At 42.4% G+C, this 18,749-nt stretch carries 18 protein-coding genes, 2 tRNA genes and 1 riboswitch; of the genes, 16 read left to right on the top strand and 4 right to left on the bottom strand.

What is annotated here, in order from left to right; genetic code table 11:
- Positions 1-38: 38 nt before the first annotated feature.
- Positions 39-587 carry a DUF3793 family protein gene (locus tag LKD48_RS12095; RefSeq protein ID WP_262538870.1) on the bottom strand — a complete coding sequence of 183 codons (549 nt, stop codon included), beginning with the start codon at positions 585-587 and terminating at the stop codon, positions 39-41.
- A 370-nt stretch (positions 588-957) separates the two neighbouring features.
- On the opposite strand from LKD48_RS12095, the gene eno reads away from it, so the two are divergent.
- Complete coding sequence (gene eno, locus LKD48_RS12100) at positions 958-2,256, top strand: phosphopyruvate hydratase (protein ID WP_262538871.1); 1,299 nt, start codon at positions 958-960, stop codon at positions 2,254-2,256.
- 61 nt (positions 2,257-2,317) lie between these two features.
- Here the strand turns inward: eno and LKD48_RS12105 are convergent, their stop codons facing one another.
- Together LKD48_RS12105 and hpf are read right to left on the bottom strand one after the other, a co-directional pair.
- Positions 2,318-2,701: a helix-turn-helix domain-containing protein gene (locus LKD48_RS12105; RefSeq protein WP_118615455.1), complete on the bottom strand. Its 384-nt coding sequence runs from the start codon at positions 2,699-2,701 to the stop codon at positions 2,318-2,320.
- A 176-nt stretch (positions 2,702-2,877) separates the two neighbouring features.
- Positions 2,878-3,414, bottom strand: a complete 537-nt coding sequence (hpf, locus tag LKD48_RS12110; RefSeq protein ID WP_066562701.1) for a ribosome hibernation-promoting factor, HPF/YfiA family — start codon at positions 3,412-3,414, stop codon at positions 2,878-2,880.
- A 249-nt stretch (positions 3,415-3,663) separates the two neighbouring features.
- Between hpf and secA the strand changes: the two genes are divergently transcribed.
- The 4 genes from secA to LKD48_RS12130 all read left to right on the top strand — a co-directional run bounded on the left by secA (position 3,664) and on the right by LKD48_RS12130 (position 9,126).
- Positions 3,664-6,240 (top strand): preprotein translocase subunit SecA, encoded by a 2,577-nt coding sequence (secA, locus tag LKD48_RS12115; RefSeq protein ID WP_227102344.1) that lies wholly within the window; start codon positions 3,664-3,666, stop codon positions 6,238-6,240.
- 64 nt (positions 6,241-6,304) lie between these two features.
- Complete coding sequence (prfB, locus tag LKD48_RS12120; RefSeq protein WP_227102345.1) at positions 6,305-7,438, top strand: peptide chain release factor 2; 1,134 nt, start codon at positions 6,305-6,307, stop codon at positions 7,436-7,438.
- Positions 7,439-7,489: 51 nt separating this feature from the next.
- Complete coding sequence (locus LKD48_RS12125; protein WP_308732117.1) at positions 7,490-8,695, top strand: homoserine dehydrogenase; 1,206 nt, start codon at positions 7,490-7,492, stop codon at positions 8,693-8,695.
- 8 nt (positions 8,696-8,703) lie between these two features.
- Positions 8,704-9,126, top strand: coding sequence for a DUF2752 domain-containing protein (locus LKD48_RS12130; RefSeq protein ID WP_308732118.1), 423 nt, complete (start codon positions 8,704-8,706; stop codon positions 9,124-9,126).
- Between the two features lie 28 nt (positions 9,127-9,154).
- On the opposite strand, the gene LKD48_RS12135 is transcribed toward LKD48_RS12130, so the two are convergent.
- Positions 9,155-9,751 carry a hypothetical protein gene (locus tag LKD48_RS12135; protein ID WP_308732119.1) on the bottom strand — a complete coding sequence of 199 codons (597 nt, stop codon included), beginning with the start codon at positions 9,749-9,751 and terminating at the stop codon, positions 9,155-9,157.
- A gap of 159 nt (positions 9,752-9,910) precedes the next feature.
- On the opposite strand from LKD48_RS12135, the gene LKD48_RS12140 reads away from it, so the two are divergent.
- From LKD48_RS12140 to LKD48_RS12190, 11 genes are all read left to right on the top strand, one after another.
- Positions 9,911-12,052, top strand: coding sequence for a Tex family protein (locus LKD48_RS12140; protein ID WP_308732120.1), 2,142 nt, complete (start codon positions 9,911-9,913; stop codon positions 12,050-12,052).
- A gap of 52 nt (positions 12,053-12,104) precedes the next feature.
- A riboswitch (FMN riboswitch) is annotated at positions 12,105-12,289 on the top strand.
- Between the two features lie 144 nt (positions 12,290-12,433).
- Complete coding sequence (locus LKD48_RS12145; protein ID WP_118615441.1) at positions 12,434-13,153, top strand: ECF transporter S component; 720 nt, start codon at positions 12,434-12,436, stop codon at positions 13,151-13,153.
- Positions 13,154-13,333: 180 nt separating this feature from the next.
- A complete protein-coding gene (gene tsaE / locus LKD48_RS12150) occupies positions 13,334-13,774 on the top strand; it encodes a tRNA (adenosine(37)-N6)-threonylcarbamoyltransferase complex ATPase subunit type 1 TsaE (RefSeq protein WP_118615439.1) in 441 nt (146 codons plus the stop codon).
- 24 nt (positions 13,775-13,798) lie between these two features.
- Entirely contained in the window at positions 13,799-14,560 is a 762-nt protein-coding gene (gene tsaB, locus LKD48_RS12155) for a tRNA (adenosine(37)-N6)-threonylcarbamoyltransferase complex dimerization subunit type 1 TsaB (RefSeq protein ID WP_308732121.1), read from the top strand.
- Complete coding sequence (gene rimI / locus LKD48_RS12160) at positions 14,554-15,057, top strand: ribosomal protein S18-alanine N-acetyltransferase (protein ID WP_262538876.1); 504 nt, start codon at positions 14,554-14,556, stop codon at positions 15,055-15,057. The genes tsaB and rimI overlap by 7 nt, the downstream gene beginning before the upstream one ends.
- A gap of 83 nt (positions 15,058-15,140) precedes the next feature.
- Complete coding sequence (locus LKD48_RS12165) at positions 15,141-15,392, top strand: hypothetical protein (RefSeq protein ID WP_066556600.1); 252 nt, start codon at positions 15,141-15,143, stop codon at positions 15,390-15,392.
- Positions 15,393-15,442: 50 nt separating this feature from the next.
- Positions 15,443-16,366, top strand: coding sequence for a ribonuclease Z (locus LKD48_RS12170; RefSeq protein ID WP_066556603.1), 924 nt, complete (start codon positions 15,443-15,445; stop codon positions 16,364-16,366).
- A 1-nt stretch (position 16,367) separates the two neighbouring features.
- Positions 16,368-17,393 carry a tRNA (adenosine(37)-N6)-threonylcarbamoyltransferase complex transferase subunit TsaD gene (gene tsaD / locus LKD48_RS12175; protein ID WP_227102352.1) on the top strand — a complete coding sequence of 342 codons (1,026 nt, stop codon included), beginning with the start codon at positions 16,368-16,370 and terminating at the stop codon, positions 17,391-17,393.
- Position 17,394: 1 nt separating this feature from the next.
- Positions 17,395-18,138, top strand: a complete 744-nt coding sequence (ispD, locus tag LKD48_RS12180) for a 2-C-methyl-D-erythritol 4-phosphate cytidylyltransferase (protein ID WP_308732122.1) — start codon at positions 17,395-17,397, stop codon at positions 18,136-18,138.
- Between the two features lie 236 nt (positions 18,139-18,374).
- Positions 18,375-18,460 (top strand) — tRNA-Ser (locus LKD48_RS12185).
- Positions 18,461-18,508: 48 nt separating this feature from the next.
- Positions 18,509-18,597, top strand: a tRNA-Ser gene (locus LKD48_RS12190).
- The last annotated feature ends 152 nt before the right edge of the window (positions 18,598-18,749 follow it).

Consider the following 18,749-nt stretch of genomic DNA (forward strand, 5'->3'; position numbering starts at 1 on the left):
CTTTAAAATAAAATTTATTTGTCAAATCAGTCAGGCACTTATGCGCTGACTGTCAACTGGCGAAGATCCTTTCCCTGTTCCCACATTTTACGGTAAATCTGCTTGCATTTGCAGTAGCGCCTAAAGGTTTTGACTGCATTTTCAGGGTCACTGTATACCTTCCAGTCACCGCAGCAAAGGCAGTTATGACCATGGTTTATAATAAAACCCTTCACATCCGCAAGTGGGTATCCAAGGAAAATTCCTATTTCATGAGGAAACGTACCAGACTGCATCAAATGTTGTCTGAGAATGAGGAGAGCGTCGATTGCGTTTTGGCTTGTATAGCCAAAGGAGGAAAGAAACTCACCGACAGCCGGATCAGACAGATCATTTTGCAGACGACTCATACGAACCACATAGATTAAAGCAGTGTGCTCATGAAGGCACAGGCAAAAACATAAAACACCCTTATCGCGAAGTGTATTGTTCCAGCGGCGTACTGCATCAAACAAATTTTTCTGAGTATCAAAGCTGACACGGAAAAGATTTGCTGTTTTTATAGACGCTAACGTCGGCGCACAATGTTCAATCAGATAATGATCCATAAACGTCTCCTAATAAAATTTGAAATTAGTTACACATAATACTAGTTAGAAATATCTAACACAAATGAGATTATACTATCTATCACGATTCCTGTCAAGAGAAATTTAAAATTTGATTTTGATTTCTACCCAGTGTTGCCCTAACTGAATAAAATTTTCAACAACCGGAAAATGTCCAGAACCCCCTTGCATTTTGAAAAGAATTAGTGTAGACTAACTAATAGTTGTAATGGCTAACATAAAGAAAATGCAAAAAGCCTGAATACAACTTCAAACTTCACACAAAATAACCATTGGCTCCATACTGCTGAAACGGGAGTGTTCTCCCGTTGGAGACCAGTGGAAAGAAAAAGAAAGGTTTGGTATGATCATGGATTATTTAGAGATTGAGAAGGTTGTAGGAAGAGAAATTCTTGATTCCAGAGGAAACCCAACAGTAGAGGCAGAGGTTACTCTGGCTGATGGAACTGTAGCAAGAGGAACAGCACCGAGCGGTGCTTCTACTGGTGAGTTCGAGGCACTTGAACTTCGCGACGGAGATAAGAGCCGCTATCTTGGGAAGGGCGTTACAAAGGCAGTTGAGAATATCAATACAATTATTAACGATACCATCACTGGTATGGATGCTTCTGATATTTATGCAGTTGATAAGGCAATGATTGAAGCAGATGGAACAAAGGATAAGTCAAAGCTTGGCGCAAATGCTATTTTAGCCGTATCCATCGCTGTTTGCCGTGCAGCGGCAGCATCTCTTGATATCCCGCTATATCGTTTCCTTGGCGGAGTTTCAGGAAATCGTCTTCCTGTTCCAATGATGAATATTATAAATGGAGGCTGCCATGCACTTTCATCAGGACTTGATGTACAGGAGTTTATGATCATGCCAGTTGGAGCACCATCATTTAAGGAGTGCTTAAGATGGTGTGCAGAGGTATTCCATGCACTTGCTTCTATCTTAAAGTCCAGAGGACTTGCAACCTCAGTCGGTGATGAGGGCGGATTCGCTCCAGCATTAAAGTCCGATGAGGAGGCAATTGAGACGATTCTTGAGGCTGTAAAGAAGGCAGGCTATGAGCCAGGAAAAGACTTTAGAATTGCTATGGATGCAGCTTCTTCTGAGTGGAAGAGTGAGAAAGGCAAGGGCTACTACAAGCTTCCAAAGGCAGGAACTGAGTATACAGCTGAGGAACTGATCGAGCACTGGGCAGCACTTTGCGAGAAGTATCCAATCATCTCAATCGAGGATGGTCTTGATGAGGAAGACTGGGAAGGCTGGCAGAAGCTCACAAAGAGACTGGGCGACAAGGTTCAGTTGGTTGGTGATGACCTGTTTGTTACCAACACCGAGAGACTTTCCAAGGGTATCGAGCTGGGTGCAGGAAATGCAATCTTAATCAAGTTAAATCAGATCGGTTCTGTATCCGAGACACTTGAGGCAATCAAGATGGCTCATAAGGCAGGCTACACCGCAATTTCCTCCCATCGTTCCGGTGAGACTGCTGACACAACTATCGCAGATCTTGCAGTGGCACTAAATACATGCCAGATAAAGACAGGTGCACCGTCTAGATCAGAGCGTGTTGCCAAGTACAATCAGCTTCTTCGAATCGAAGAACAGCTTGGAGCAAGTGCTGTATATCCAGGCATCAAGGCATTTAATGTCAAATAAAAGTAACTGATAAAAATACAAAAATCCGAGGCTGAATTATGACTGCCTCGGATTTTTGTGCTTACTTATTTACTTTTTTTCTGCCGGCATCATTGCCTGATGTCTGGCTTGACTCATCAAGAGAGATGTACGGCATCATCACCTTAAGCAGATCAGCGAGTCTGTTTCTCTGCTGCGATGGAAGATCCTTAATCATCACGGACAGGGCGTCTTCGGGAATCGGGTTTGAATCAGTATTGTCCTTGCCATAGAGCAAATAGTCACTCGAAACCTCAAGACAAGTCGAAAGATCGTTGAGTGTGTATAAGCTCATCGTTTTCACGCCACGTTCTAGCTCATAGATATAATGAGAAGAAACGTCAAGGCATTCTGCCAGCTTCTCCTGCGTCAGGTGCTTTTGCTTTCTGCATGCTTTAATGCGCATTCCAATTTGTTCAAAGTCCATAAATCCTACCTCCTAGTATAAGAATATATCTAATAGATAGGAAACATAACTTGCTGACAGCAACAAAAACAGCCATAATCAGACAAAACTCTATCTGACAGTGGCAAAAAATGGAAAAAAGTGTCGAAAAAAAGGGCACCTCCATTTGAGATGCCCTGTAAGTAACAATTTAATTATTAGAACTCAGGTCCGATCAGACCATAAGTACCATTCTTTCTCTTGTAAACGACATTTACGCGATCCTCATCGCAGTTGTAGAATACAAAGAAGTTATGTCCCAAAAGCTCCATCTGAAGGCAAGCCTCCTCAGGATTCATTGGCTTTAATGGGAAACGCTTAACACGTGCAATATTGATGCCCTCATTCTCTTCGGAGAACTCATCCTCTTCCTCAATAAAGGCACTTGAGAAGTCTCCGCCATCCTGCTCTCTGGCAATCAGTTTCGTTTTATAACGTCTCAGCTGACGCTCAATGATTTCTTCTACTAAATCGATCGAAACATACATATCCGAACTTTCCTGTTCTGCACGAACCAGGCTTCCTTTAACTGGGATCGTAACCTCGATTTTTTGACGATCCTTCTGAACGCTTAACGTAACATAAACTGTTGCATCTGGTGTGAAATAGCGCTCAAGTTTTCCGATCTTTTCATAAATTGCTGATTTCAGGCCCTCAGTGACCTCGATATTTCTTCCTGTAATGATATACTTCATACAATCAGCTCCTTCCGATAGAATCATAGAAATAAATAAAATGTGTCTTTATTTATTTACCAAGAGTATAGCACGAAACAATGATTTTGTAAATATAATTTTGATGTAATTTAGAGAATTTTTATACATCTTTTTTACATTTTCCGGAAAAACCCTAAACTGAAGTAGGAATAAAAATGTCTTGAATTTTTATAGGAAAAATGATAGAATTAGTCTGTTGTACTATCGGTATGTATTTAGGAGGCAGATATGGGATTCATAAATAAGATATTTGGTACTCATAGCCAGCATGAGCTTAAGCGTATTAAGCCAATTGTGGATAAGATCCTCGGCATGCGTGAGCAGTGGGTCGCACTGTCAGATGAAGAACTTCAGCATAAGACAGTAGAATTTAAAGAGCGCCTTGCAAAGGGCGAGACACTGGATGATATCCTTCCGGAAGCCTTCGCTACAGTTCGTGAGGCCTCCAGAAGAGTGTTGGGCGAGGAGCATTATCCGGTTCAGCTGACGGGCGGTATCGTACTGCATCAGGGACGTATCGCAGAGATGAGGACTGGTGAAGGAAAGACCAACGTGGCAGCACTTCCTTCTTATTTAAACGCACTGGCAGGCGAGGGTGTTCATGTCGTTACTGTTAACGACTATCTGGCACAGCGTGATGCTGAGAACGAAGGAAAGGTTCACAGATTCCTTGGTCTTACGGTTGGCTGTGTATTAAACAGCATGAACAATGATGAGCGAAGAGCAGCATATAATTGCGATATCACATATGTAACAAATAATGAGTTAGGTTTCGACTATCTTCGTGATAACATGGTCGTATATAAGGAGCAGCTCGTAATGAGAGGTCTTCACTTTGCGATCATAGATGAGGTCGATTCCATTTTGATCGATGAGGCTAGAACACCTCTTATTATTTCAGGTCAGAGTGGAAAATCTACAAAGCTGTATGAGGTTTGCGATATCCTGGCAAAGCGTCTTGAAAAGGGTGAGGCAAGTGCAGAGTTTTCCAAGATGAATGCTCTTATGGGTGAGGAGATCACTGAGACTGGTGACTTTGTTGTCAGCGAGAAGGATAAGACAATCAACTTAACCGAGCGGGGTGTTCAAAAGGTAGAGCAGTTCTTCCATATTGATAACCTTGCAGATGCGGAGAACCTTGAAATTCAGCATAATATGATCATGGCACTCAAAGCAAACTATATGATGTTCCGTGATCAGGATTACGTTGTAAAGGACGATGAGATTCTTATTGTCGATGAGTTTACAGGACGTATCATGCCAGGCAGACGTTACTCCGATGGTCTACATCAGGCAATTGAGGCAAAGGAGCATGTAAAGGTAAAGAGAGAGAGCAAAACACTTGCAACTATTACCTTCCAGAACTTCTTTAATAAATTTGATAAAAAGTGCGGTATGACTGGTACAGCGCTTACTGAGGAGCGAGAGTTTCGTAACATCTACGGCATGGACGTAGTTGAAATTCCGACAAACAAGCCGATTGCACGTATTGATCATCAGGATGCTGTTTATAAGACAAAGAAAGAAAAATATAAGGCAGTATGCGACGAGGTTGAGGAGACCTACAAGAAAGGACAGCCGGTACTTGTTGGTACAGTAAATATTGATACTTCTGAACTTTTAAGCGGCATGTTAAAAAGACGCGGTATTCCGCATAACGTATTGAATGCAAAGTATCATGAGCTAGAGGCTCAGATCGTTGCAGGCGCAGGTGTGCATGGTTCTGTTACAATTGCAACTAATATGGCAGGACGTGGTACAGATATCAAGCTTGATGAGGAATCAAGAAAGCTTGGCGGATTAAAGATCATTGGTACAGAGCGCCATGAGTCAAGACGTATTGATAACCAGTTAAGAGGTCGTTCCGGACGTCAGGGTGATCCTGGTGAATCAAGATTTTATATTTCCCTTGAGGATGATCTGATGCGTCTGTTCGGTTCAGAAAAGATCATGAGCATGTTCAATGCGCTTGGTGTTCAGGACGGCGAGCAGATTGAGCACAAGATGTTAACATCTGCAATTGAGAAGGCACAAAAGAAGATCGAGGGCAACAACTACGGTATTCGTGAGAATGTCTTAAAGTATGATGAGGTCATGAATGAGCAGCGTGAAATCATCTACAAGGAGCGCCGTCAGGTTCTTGATGGAGAGAGCATGAAGGATGTTATCTTAAAGATGATTAGAGATATCGTCAGCCAGGTTGTAGACCGCACAATCTCAGATGAGCAGGCACCGGAGGATTGGGATTTCACTCAGTTAAATATCGAGCTTCGTTCCATCATTCCGCTTACCGAATATATGCCGTCAGCAGATGAAACAAAGAACATGAAGAAGGCAGCATTAAAAGAGACTCTTACAGAGATGGCACTGCAGGCTTATGCAGACAAGGAAAGCGAGTTCCCAGATCCAGAGAGCATGAGAGAGGCAGAGCGCGTTGTTCTGTTAAAGACCATCGACCGCAAGTGGATGGATCACATCGACGATATGGATCAGCTACGTCAGGGTATCGGTCTTCAGGCATATGCACAGCGCGATCCGCTCAATGAGTATAAGATGGCAGGCTATGACATGTTCAACGAGATGATGGCAAGCATCCGTGAGGATACTGTCAAGATGATGTTCCGCGTAAAGGTTGAAAAGCCAGAGGAGCGTGAGCAGGTAGCAAAGGTGACAGGAACAAACAAGGATGACAGCGGCGTGAAGGCACCGGTTCGCAGAAATGCACCGAAGATTCAGCCAAATGATCCGTGTCCATGCGGTTCTGGCAAGAAATATAAGCAGTGCTGCGGAAGATTTGCTGAGTAAATGACGCAAAGATATATTGAACTTGAAATATTGAATTTGAATTAAAGAAAGTAGAGGAAGAAAAGTGGTAGAGTTAGATCAGTTTAAGTACACACTGTCTACTTATGTCCCGATGTTAAAGGAGCTTGGTGCTTCTTTAAATCTGGATGCCAAAAAAGAGAGAATTGCAGAGCTTTCACGTTATATGGAAGCTCCTGATTTCTGGGATGACCCAGAGCGTTCTCAGAAGATGACAAAAGAGTTAAAGAGTCTGGAAGATACCGTAAAGAGCTACACAACATTGTCTACTCAGTATGACGATATTAGTGAGCTTATTGAGATGGGTTACGAGGAGAATGATCCAGAGGTTATTCCTGTCATTCAGGAGTCTCTTGATGAGTTCACGACAAACCTTGAAGCACTCAGACTTAGCACACTGTTAAATGGTGAGTATGATAAAAATAATGCCATCATTCGTTTGAATGCAGGTGCCGGCGGTACTGAGGCATGCGACTGGTCTAGTATGCTGTATCGTATGTATACACGTTACGCTGACAGAAATGGCTTCTCAGTAGAAGTTCTTGATATGCTTGATGGTGATGAGGCTGGAATTAAGTCAGTCACCTTCCAGGTAAATGGTGAGAATGCCTACGGTTATTTAAAGTCTGAGAAGGGTGTTCACAGACTGGTTCGTATTTCCCCATTTAACGCAGCAGGAAAGCGTCAGACTTCTTTTGTTTCCTGTGATGTTATGCCAGAGATCGAGGAAGATCTTGATGTTGAAATCAACGATGATGATCTTCGTATCGATACCTACCGTTCTAGTGGTGCCGGCGGACAGCATATCAATAAGACCTCATCTGCAATTCGTATTACGCATCTTCCGACTGGTATCGTTGTTACCTGTCAGAATGAGCGTTCCCAGTTCCAGAACAAGGACAAGGCAATGCAGATGTTAAAGGCAAAGCTGTATATGTTAAAGCAGCAGGAAAATGAAGAAAAGATTTCCGGCATCCGTGGTGAGGTAAAAGACATCGCGTGGGGAAATCAGATTCGCTCTTACGTACTTCAGCCATACACTATGGTAAAGGATCATCGTACTGGTGCCAGCAGCGGAAATGCAGGCGCTGTGCTTGATGGAGACATCGATCTGTTTATCAGCGCGTATTTAAGATGGCTGTCTACAGGAGAGAAGGTATCTGAGGACACAGGAGAGTAAAAAGACCCTCAAAGCTCAAAAATCACATAACTGGAAAGGTTGGACATAAGTATGATTAAGGTGGCAGTGTTAGGATATGGAAATATCGGTTCAGGAGTTGTGCAGGTATTGCTGAAGAATAAGGAAACAATCGCAAAGAAGGCAGGAGATGAGATCGTGCCGGCATGCGTACTTGATCTTCGCGATTTCCCAGGCGACGTGATGGAAGATAAGGTAGTAAAGGATATTAATCTGATTACACAAAACCCAGAAATTTCAATCGTTGTTGAGACTATGGGTGGAACAAAGCCGGCATATGCCTTCGTAAAGGCTTGTCTTGAGGCTGGAAAGCATGTTGCAACTTCCAATAAGGAGCTTGTTGCAGCGCATGGTCCAGAGCTTCTTGAGATTGCAAAGGCACATCATGTAAGCTTCTTATTTGAGGCAAGTGTAGGAGGCGGTATTCCGATTATTCGTCCTCTTGTTTCAAGCATTACTTCCGATGCAGTAACCGAGATTACCGGTATTCTAAACGGCACCACAAACTATATGTTAACCAAGATGAGTGAAGATGGTCTTGATTATGATGCAGTCCTTGAGGATGCACAGGAGAGAGGCTATGCAGAGAGAAACCCAGCGGCAGATGTTGAGGGTCATGATGCACGCAGAAAGATTGCAATTTTGTCCTCACTTGCATTTGGCAAATATGTAGATTATGAGGATGTTTATACTGAGGGTATTACAAAGATCACATCAGCTGATTTTGCATACGCAAAAATTCTTGGCAGCCGTATTAAGCTGTTTGGAACAAGCAAAAAGAAAGAGTATGGAAGTATAAGTGCAATGGTATGCCCAGTTATGATCACAAACGAGCATCCGCTTTTTGCAGTTAATGACGTAATGAACGCAATTCTTGTTCGCGGTGAGAGCATGGGTGATTTGATGTTTTATGGTGCAGGAGCAGGAAAGCTTCCAACAGCTTCCGCTGTAGTGGCAGATGTTGTAAATGCAGCAAGAAATCCAAAGATCACTGAGATTGAACCATATGAGCCAGGAAAGATGACTGTTTCAGATCATTTAAAATCAACACACAGCTACTTTGTGCGTGTAAAGGGATCAGATGCAAACGCTGTAGCAGAAAGCTTTAAGGCAAAGCAGATCGTAGATGCTGGTATTGCAGATGAGTTTGGACTTATTACAGCAGAGTGGGCTGAAAATGAGTTTGATGCGCTGTGCGAAAACTATCCAGTTGTCAGTGTAATTCGTTTAGCAAAGTAAGAATGATTATGGATCATAAAAATAAAGATCATGCAGAGAGGACAGAAGATGTCCTCTTTTGCATTATTGTGGCTGGTATAATTATTTTTGTTGGCGGCCTTGGCATTTTGCATGTGCTTGATCTTGAATGGATCGCACAGGGAGCACCATGCTTTATTTATAGCCTCACTGGCTGGTATTGCCCAGGCTGCGGCGGCACACGAGCAGTAAAGGCGCTTCTTTGTGGCAGGCTGTTTGACAGTATTTATTATCATCCGGCAGTACCATATCTTGCCGCATGGACAATTATATTTTTGTGCTGGCAAAGTCTTCACTATCTGTCAAAAGGACGTATTAGAGGCTTCAAATATCGAAGCTGGCACTTATGGGCAGCGGTATTATTGTTTTTTCTTAATTTTATCATAAAAAATGCGGCACAGCTAATGGGGTAAACCATAGGCTGTGCCGTATTTTTAAATTTTAGATTGTATCCCTATTGCCTGTTGGCATCGGAACTGTGTTTGGTACTTCTACTGCGCCAGACTCAGAAGGAAGCAGTGAATTTGCCTTATTATTTAAAAGATCCTGCATCTGCTTGAGCATATCGCGGTAAGTTGGATCCTCTAACAGCTGTGGATAAAGAACAAGATAGAAGAAGAGGATAAAAGCAACAATCACAATAGAGATGCTGCTGATAATAATTCCAGTAATTGCAATAGGGTGAAAGTGATGATCCTCATTTGCAAAAAAGCGAGAACAGATTAAAACAGCAAGAGACATGATAGAAACACCAAGCGTTAAATAAATATTAGCACAGCAACAGCAGATCAAAGCAGCAATACTCATTGCGAAGCCAATCTTCTCAAGATTAGTAGCACGTCTGTGATGTGGTTTGTAAGAACGGCCTCTATCATCCTCAGGCCCCATCTGCGGATCAGTATAGCGCGCATAAGAATCACCATACTCCTCCTTTTGCTCCTCATGAACCTTATCCTTTACATATTCCTCATACGGATCATAGGTGTCGTTATCATTGCCTTCACGCTCAGGATCCTTATAGTTCTTATTTTCATCCATAAAAAATAAAATCCTTTCTTTTCGAATTTGTGTATCTTCTGGGTTGCAAAATATTCTACTGCAATGTATGATAAACATTAGTGTTATCATATCACATAAAAATAAAAGTCACAACCAATATTTGCACCATCAGTATATATGGTGCAGAAAGGCATCAAAATGGATATTATTAAAAAGATAGCAGAAGAACTGCAAATTCGCCCTGATCAGGTTCAGGCAGTTGTAAATTTGATTGATGAGGGCAATACCATCCCTTTTATTGCGCGCTACCGCAAGGAAGCACACGGTGCATTAAATGATGAGATACTTAGAAATCTCGATGAAAGGCTGACATATCTTCGCAATCTTGAAGAGAAAAAGTCAAGTGTTCTTGCTTCCATGGAAGAGCTTGGCGTACTCACAGATGATCTGAAAAAGAAAATGGAGCAGGCACAGACATTAGCCGTCATAGAAGATCTTTATCGTCCATATCGTCCAAAGCGCCGTACAAGAGCGACAATTGCAAAAGAAAAAGGCTTAGAGCCGCTTGCAAATGAAATATTATTAGGACAGGCAAAAGGAACAAAAGAAGAGCTGGCAAAAGCTTTTGTATCACCGGAAAAAGGTGTGGAAAGCACAGAAGATGCACTTTTAGGTGCCATGGATATTTTAGCTGAGCACATTTCAGATGATGCTTCATTTCGTGCCCAAATTCGTAAAATGACATGGGAAAAAGGTATGCTCACCTCCACAGTTCGCGAAGAAGGTACAGAGTCTGTATTTGAAACATATTATGAGTTTCAGGCACAGCTTACAAAGATCAATGGTCATCAGGTGCTTGCTGTAAACCGCGGAGAAAATCAAAAGGTGCTGAGTGTTAAAATTGAGGCACCGCAGGAAGAGATTCTTTCCTGGTTATATAATGTAATGACAAAGGGAAAGAACGAAACTTGTGCAGCTATTCTTCGTGAGGCTACAGAGGATGCATATAAGCGTCTGATTGCTCCGGCAATAGAGCGTGAGCTTCGCACTAATCTGACAGAGACAGCAGAAGAGGGCGCAATGAAGGTGTTCGGACAGAATCTAAAGCAGCTTCTGATGCAGCCGCCAATTGCAGGTCAGACTGTTCTTGGCTGGGATCCGGCCTTTCGTACAGGCTGCAAGCTTGCTGTAATTGATCCATTTGGAAAGGTAATTGACACAAAGGTCATTTATCCGACAGCGCCGCATAACAAAGTAAAAGAAGCAAAAGATATCTTAAAAGCACTTATTGCAAAGTACCATATTACATTGATTTCAGTTGGAAACGGAACAGCATCGCGAGAGTCTGAGCAAATCATTGCAGATTTGATTAGGGAAATCAATGCGCCTGTGCGCTATGTCATCACAAACGAGGCTGGTGCTTCAGTATATTCTGCAAGCAAACAGGCAACAGATGAGTTTCCAAACTTTGATGTTGGCCAGAGAAGTGCTGTTTCTATCGCCAGACGTGTGCAGGACCCGCTTGCAGAGCTTGTCAAGATTGATCCAAAGGCTATCGGTGTCGGCCAGTATCAGCATGATATGAATCAGAAAAAGCTCGATGAGATGCTTCATGGAACAGTAGAAGACTGTGTAAATCAGGTAGGCGTGGATTTAAATACAGCTTCAGCAGCGCTTCTCGAATATGTGTCAGGCATCACGAAAACAATTGCAAAAAATATCGTTACTTACCGCGAGGAAAATGGTCAGTTTACAAATAGAAAACAGTTGTTAAAGGTTGCAAAGCTTGGACCAAAGGCATATGAGCAGTGTGCGGGTTTTCTTCGTATTCGCGGTGGAGATGAGCCGCTTGATGCTACAGCCGTTCACCCGGAAAGTTACGATGCAGCACGTGCAGTTTTAGCATCATGTGAACTAAAGCCGCAGGATATTTTAGAGGGAAAGGCTGCAGGCATTGCAAAGAAACTTCAGACAGCCAAGCTTGCAAAGCAGCTTGGAATTGGTGAACTTACACTTACTGATATTGTAAAAGAATTAGAAAAGCCATCAAGAGATCCACGTGATGAAATGCCAAAGCCAATCCTTAGAAGTGATGTCCTGTCCATGGAAGACTTAAAGCCAGATATGGAATTAAAGGGAACAGTTAGAAATGTTGTTGATTTTGGCGCATTTGTCGATATAGGTGTGCATGAAGACGGACTAGTTCATCTCTCACAGCTTTGTAACCGCTACGTTAAGCATCCGTCAGAGGTTGTAAGCGTAGGAGATATTGTAAACGTCAGAGTGCTTAGCGTAGATTTAAAGAAAAAACGAATTGCCCTTACTATGAAAACAAAATAAAAAACGCTTGCAATTATCACTCTGCTGTGCTAAACTATCTGTCGGAAAATGGAATATTCTTTGGGGCGGGGTGTAAATCCCCACTGGCGGTAAAGTCCGCGACCCGCATTTTTGCGGCTGATTCGGTGAGTGCAAAGATAGTGATGAACAATTCTTCACAACTCCGAAACCAACAGTAAAGTGATGCAGCATTATTAGCAAAAGCTGTGTCCAAAGTCTGGATGGGAAAAGAAAGAGTGTATCGTTTTATAGGCCCCCTGTCGATTCAGGGGGCTTTTTTTAAAATGGTGCACCAGATTCTTATTTCACAATTTAATCAAAGACGTCCACTTTCAATTTTCAATAATACGCGCATAAATGCGCAGAAAAGAGGAAAGAGAAATGGAAAACTTATGGAAGACAGTAACTGAAAATGTCGGCTTTATTGTCGTCATTGCGATCACGGCAGCAGTCCTTTTTGCGGTGGCAAAGCTTGGAGAAATGTGGGCAGGAGTGACTTCATCGCAGCAAATGCGCACGAAAAAAATTGTCACTATAGGTATGATGTCAGCGCTTGCATTTATTCTGCAGATCTTTGATTTTCCAGTACCATTTGCACCGCCATTCTACAAGCTTGATTTTTCAGAGGTGCCAGTTTTAATCTGCTCCTTTGCAATGGGACCGGTGGCAGGTGTAGCATCAGAGCTGCTTAAAAACGTATTAAAGGTGCTTTTTAGAGGTACAACAACAGCATTTGTCGGCGATTATGCAAACTTTGTGATTGGCTGCAGCTTCATTATTCCGGCAGCAATCCTTTATTTCAAACACAAGACAAAGAAAACAGCGATAATAGGCTGTGTAGCAGGAACAATCATTATTGCAATTTTTGGAAGCTTATTCAACGCATTTTATCTGCTTCCGGCATTCTCCAAGCTGTACGGAATGCCGCTTGAAAGCATTTTAGAGATGGGTCATGCAATCTTTTCTGGTTTTGAAGAGTTTAACATTTTGACATTTGTTGCCTTATGTGTAGCACCATTAAATCTGTTAAAGGGTGCACTGGTATCAGTTATCGTTATGCTGATCTACAAGCCAATCAGCCGTATTCTGCATCAGGTATAAAAATAGAGTTGTTTTTCTTGTGCATTCGTTGTAAAATCAATACGATGCACAAAATAAGCTGTGTTTGCAGTAAATGTAAATTGCAGTTTGTGTGTATCCGCAGTCGCAAGGCTGCGGATATTTGTTTTTATTCTACGACATTTTGCTCTGATAAAAATGAAACAATATTTGGAGGAATCAATGGCAATACCAGAAAAAATTTATGAGACAAATGGTGCAGAGGAAACTTTTGAGGTGGGAATGCGCCTTGCAAAAGAGGCAAAAGCCGGTGACATTTATTGTCTTGACGGTGATTTAGGAACAGGAAAAACTGTTTTTTCCCAGGGCTTTGCCGCAGGTCTTGGCATAAAAGAGGCAGTAAACAGTCCAACTTTTACAATCGTATGTGAATATGAAGAAGGACGTCTGCCATTGTATCATTTTGATGTATATCGAATCGAAGAGCCGGAAGAGATGGAAGAAATTGGCTACGAGGAATATTTTTATGGACAGGGTGTGTGTCTTGTTGAGTGGGCATCACTTGTAGAAGAGATTATTCCGCCAGAAGCTGTGTGGATCACGATTGAGAAAGATCTGGACAAGGGATTCGATTATCGAAAAATAACAGTGCGCGGTAAGTGAAAAGAAAGGCAATAAGGTAACAGTATGCAGATATTAGCAATAGAAAGCTCATCTTTGACAGCAGGTGCAGCAATTATAAAGGATGATGTTGTACTGGCAGAGTATTCAGTTTCATTTAAAAAGACACACTCGCAGACATTGCTTCCTATGATCGATGAGGTTGTAAAGATGACAGAAACCAATTTAAAGGAGCTTGATGCAATAGCCATTTCAGCAGGTCCTGGTTCATTTACAGGACTTAGAATCGGCAGTGCAACAGCGAAGGGATTATGTCTGGCGCTTGATAAGCCGCTTGTTGAGGTGTCTACGCTTGAAGCTATGGCGTTTGGATGCGGCCCATATAATGGTCTGATCTGCCCGATGATCGATGCGAGACGAAGACAGGTTTACACAGCGCTGTATCGTTTTGATGAAGAATTGAATATGGTATGTGTGATGGAACCAAAGCTTTTATTAATGGAAGAGCTTGCACAGAACTTAAAAGAATTAAAGTCAGACGATGAGAATGTGTTATTTACAGGAGATGGCATGCATGTGCATGGTGCATGGTTAAAGGAAAATGTATCAAAAAGTAAAATGGCACCAGCAGTCTGCAGCACGCCGCGCGCAGCAGCAGTAGCAGAGCTTGGCGCTAAGAAATGGCGTGAAGGAAAGGCAATCAATGCAGATGATCACCGTCCGATCTACCTTAAAAAATCACAGGCAGAGCAGGAACGAGAGGCTGGCATTTACACAAAAGGTTCTCTGCGTCCGGGAGAGAGCGGAACGCAGGCAAAGATTTGCTGACGAAAAACGGCAGTGATGCCGTAAAATTGTCAGTGCGCCGTATGTGCAAAGCAGATCTTCTGGCTGTAGCACAGCTTGAGAAGGAATGTTTTGCAGAGGCATGGTCAGAAAATGCGTTGGCAGAAAGTCTTGCAGAAGCAAATTATGTATTTTTTGTCGCAGTGGTATCGAAGCCGTCTTGCATGGCAGATGAAAAAGATACAGAAGAAATTGCAGGATACGTCGGTGCATATCTGGCAGCAGATGAGCTTTCTATCACAAATGTCGCTGTATTTTCATCATACAGACGGTGCGGCGCAGCTAATCAGCTGATGAAAGCGCTTGATGCATTTGCACAGGAAAAGAATTTATATGGAATTACGCTCGAGGTGCGTGTGTCAAATAATGCAGCAATTGCATTATATGAAAAAAATGGTTATGAAAAATCTGGTATTCGCAAAGGATTTTACAGCAAACCAAAGGAAGATGCCTTAATTATGTGGAAATACTTCCAGTAGTGACAGGCATTTCCATTGTTATTCTTCCCGAAATTTATTAAAATATACATGCAAAATGAATCAATGAATCAGGGAGGAAAGCAATGAGAATAACAGTAAAAGAAAATAATAGGGACAGAATTCTTCAGGTCGTGTGCAATTGCTGCAGACGGCCGCTTCCAGTTGAAAATGGCATTGTGCTAGAGGATTATATTCATGTGGATAAAGCATGGGGCTATTTTTCAGAGCGCGATGGCGAGAAAATTGCATTTGACTTGTGTGAGAACTGTACCCAAGAGCTTACAAAAAGGTTTCGCCTGCCTGTGTATCAGAAAAAAACACGGGAATATTTATAACCTTATAAAAGTGCGCTTTGGGCGGGCGCTCATTTGGAATGAGAGGACAGATGTTAGATTTATGTTTATTGGGAACAGGCGGTATGATGCCCCTTCCTTATCGTTGGCTGACGTCGTTAATGACAAGATTTAACGGAAGCACATTAATGATTGACTGTGGAGAGGGAACACAGATCGCAGTGAGAGAAAAAGGCTGGAGCTGTAATCCAATCGATGTGATCTGTTTTACACATTACCATGGAGATCATATAAGCGGCCTTCCGGGACTCCTTTTGACAATGGGAAATGCAGACCGTACAGAGCCGCTTACACTTATTGGACCAAAAGGCCTTGAGCGCGTGGTGAATGCGCTTCGCGTTATTGCGCCAGAGCTGCCATTTCCTATTATATTTAAAGAGATTACGCAAAACGAGCAGGATTTCGAGGTGAAGGGCTATCATATTCATGCCTTTCGCGTTCAGCACAATGTAACCTGCTATGGTTACACGATTCAGATTCCGCGTGCAGGCCGTTTTCATGCTGAAAAGGCAAAAGAGCTTGGCATTCCGCTTACCTTCTGGAGTCATTTGCAAAAGGGAGAGACAATGACAGATGGCGATAAGGTTTATACGCCTGATATGGTTATGGGCGAAAAAAGAAAAGGAATCAAAGTTACGTATGTCACAGATACAAGACCGCTTCCAATTATTGCTGAGCAGGCAAAGGATGCTGATCTTTTTATATGTGAGGGCATGTATGGAGAGCCAGATAAGCTTGCCAAGGCAAAGGAATACAAGCATATGACATTTAGTGAGGCGGCGTCACTTGCAAAAGAGGCACAGCCTAAGGAAATGTGGCTGACTCATTATAGTCCGTCGCTTGCACATCCGGAGGAGTACATTGAGGAGACGAGAAAGATCTTTTCAAGAACAATTGCAGCAAAGGACGGAAGAAGTATTTCACTGGATTTTGAGCAGGAAGAAGGTACGAAGTAAGATGGAAGAAAAGAATATAAAAATACTTGCAATTGAGAGCAGCTGTGACGAGACGGCTGCTGCAGTAGTAGAAAATGGACGTAAGGTATTGTCAAATGTAATCTCTACACAGATTGATATTCATACTCTTTATGGCGGTGTTGTTCCAGAAATTGCATCCAGAAAGCATCTCGAGCGTATCAATCAGGTGGTAAAGGAAGCATTGAAACAGGCATCTGTGACATTAGAGGACATCGACGCAGTTGCTGTTACCTATGGACCAGGTCTTGTTGGAGCACTTCTTGTTGGAACGGCAGAGGCAAAGGCGATTGCATATGCAGCAGGAAAGCCGCTTGTTGGTGTTCATCATATTGAGGGTCATATTGCAGCCAATTACATTGAAAACCAGGATTTAGAGCCGCCATTTATGTGTCTGATCGTTTCAGGTGGTCATACACATCTTGTTGTAGTTGAAGATTATGATAAATTTAATATCATTGGACGCACAAGAGATGATGCAGCAGGTGAAGCTTTCGATAAGGTGGCCAGAAGCATCGGTCTTGGCTATCCGGGAGGTCCAAAGATCGACAAGGCAGCAAAGCTTGGAAATCCGGATGCCATTACATTTCCAAAGGCGAAGATGTCTGATAATCCGTATGACTTTAGCTTCAGTGGTTTAAAATCAGCTGTGCTTAATTATTTAAATCATGCGAAGATGACAGGCGAAGAGGTTAATCCAAATGATCTGGCAGCATCCTTTCAAAAGGCAGTTGTGCAGGTATTAGTAGAGCATGCTATTCGAGGAACTAAGGAACATGGTTTTCGTAAGTTAGCTCTTGCAGGAGGTGTTGCATCAAACTCTGCACTTCGAGCAAGCTTAAAGGAGGCATGCGAAAAGAATGGAATTACTCTGTATTATCCGTCCCCTATTTTTTGCACAGATAATGCAGCAATGATTGGTGCAGCAGGCTACTACGAATATAAAAAAGGAAGAAGAAGCGGCTGGGATTTAAATGCAGCAGCGTCCTTAAAGCTGGGAGAACGATAAAATGAATGATGTGGGAAAACAGGAGCATAAGGAGAAAAAAGCTGCTGTAATTCTGGCAGCAGGAAGCGGAAGACGCATGAATACGCCAGTTGCCAAGCAGTTTCTTGATTTGATGGGCATTCCGGTATTTTTGCATAGTGTGCGTCTGTTTGACAAGATAGCTGATAAAATTGTACTTGTGACTTCACCAGATGCAGTCGAGTATTGCCGGAATCTTCTGGAAAAGGAAGAACTTTGCGCAGAGGTTATTGTGATCGCGGGAAAAAGCGAACGTTTCCTTTCATCTATGGAAGGAGTAAGGGCAGCCTCAGACTGCGATTTAATTATGATACATGATGCAGCACGTGCATGTGTTGATATGGAAGTTATTGAAAGATCAATTGCTTCAGCAAGAATACATGGAAGCGGTGTTGCAGCAGTGCCGTTAAAAGATACAGTGAAGGTAGCAGATCAAAATGGAATGGTACTGTCAACACCTGACAGAAGTACACTTCGCATTATTCAGACACCACAGACATTTAAGCATGATATTATCTGTGCGGCATATGATCATCTTAACCATATAATAGAAACAAAAGGCATAAAAGCAGCAGGCTCCATTACAGATGATGCCATGGTAGTGGAAACATTTACTAATCAGAAGGTCTATCTGTCAGAGGGCAGCTATGAGAATATCAAGCTGACTACGCCAGAGGATATGACAGCGGCGCATGGGATTTTATCTGCCAGGACGCGTGAAATGTAATAGTATCAAAAGATGGAAATAAAGCAACAATAAAAAAACTTGAAAAAAATCGAAAAAAGGTGTTGACATTTTGGAAAAGCCGTGATAGTATATAGAAGTCGCTTGAAACGACAAAAACTTCCAAGTCACGGCTTTAACAAACCTCAAATCTTCAAAAAAGATCTGAAAAAAAGTTAAAAAAGTGCTTGACAAAAGCAAGACGATGAGTTATAATAAACGAGTCACTTAACTGCTTTGGAGAGGTGTCCGAGTGGTTTAAGGAGCCGGTCTTGAAAACCGGTGATTCCGAAAGGGACCGTGGGTTCGAATCCCACCTTCTCCGTTGATATTTACAATTAAATATCAGATTTTTGAGAATCAACTTATGCTTGGAGAAGTACCCAAGAGGTTGAAGGGGCTCCCCTGGAAAGGGAGTAGGTCGTTAGTAGCGGCGCAAGGGTTCAAATCCCTTCTTCTCCGTTGGTCTCCAAGATAGTGAGACTATGCAAAGAACCTTGATAATTGAACAGTATAACCAACCCTGAAGATTTCTTAAAAAGCCAGATTGCGAAAGCAGTCAGGCGAGTGAAATTTTTAGCGTAGTATAAACTACAACCTATAAAAACAGTAAA

It is taken from the genome of Anthropogastromicrobium aceti (assembly GCF_020687335.1).
GTDB classification, from domain to species: domain Bacteria; phylum Bacillota; class Clostridia; order Lachnospirales; family Lachnospiraceae; genus Anthropogastromicrobium; species Anthropogastromicrobium aceti.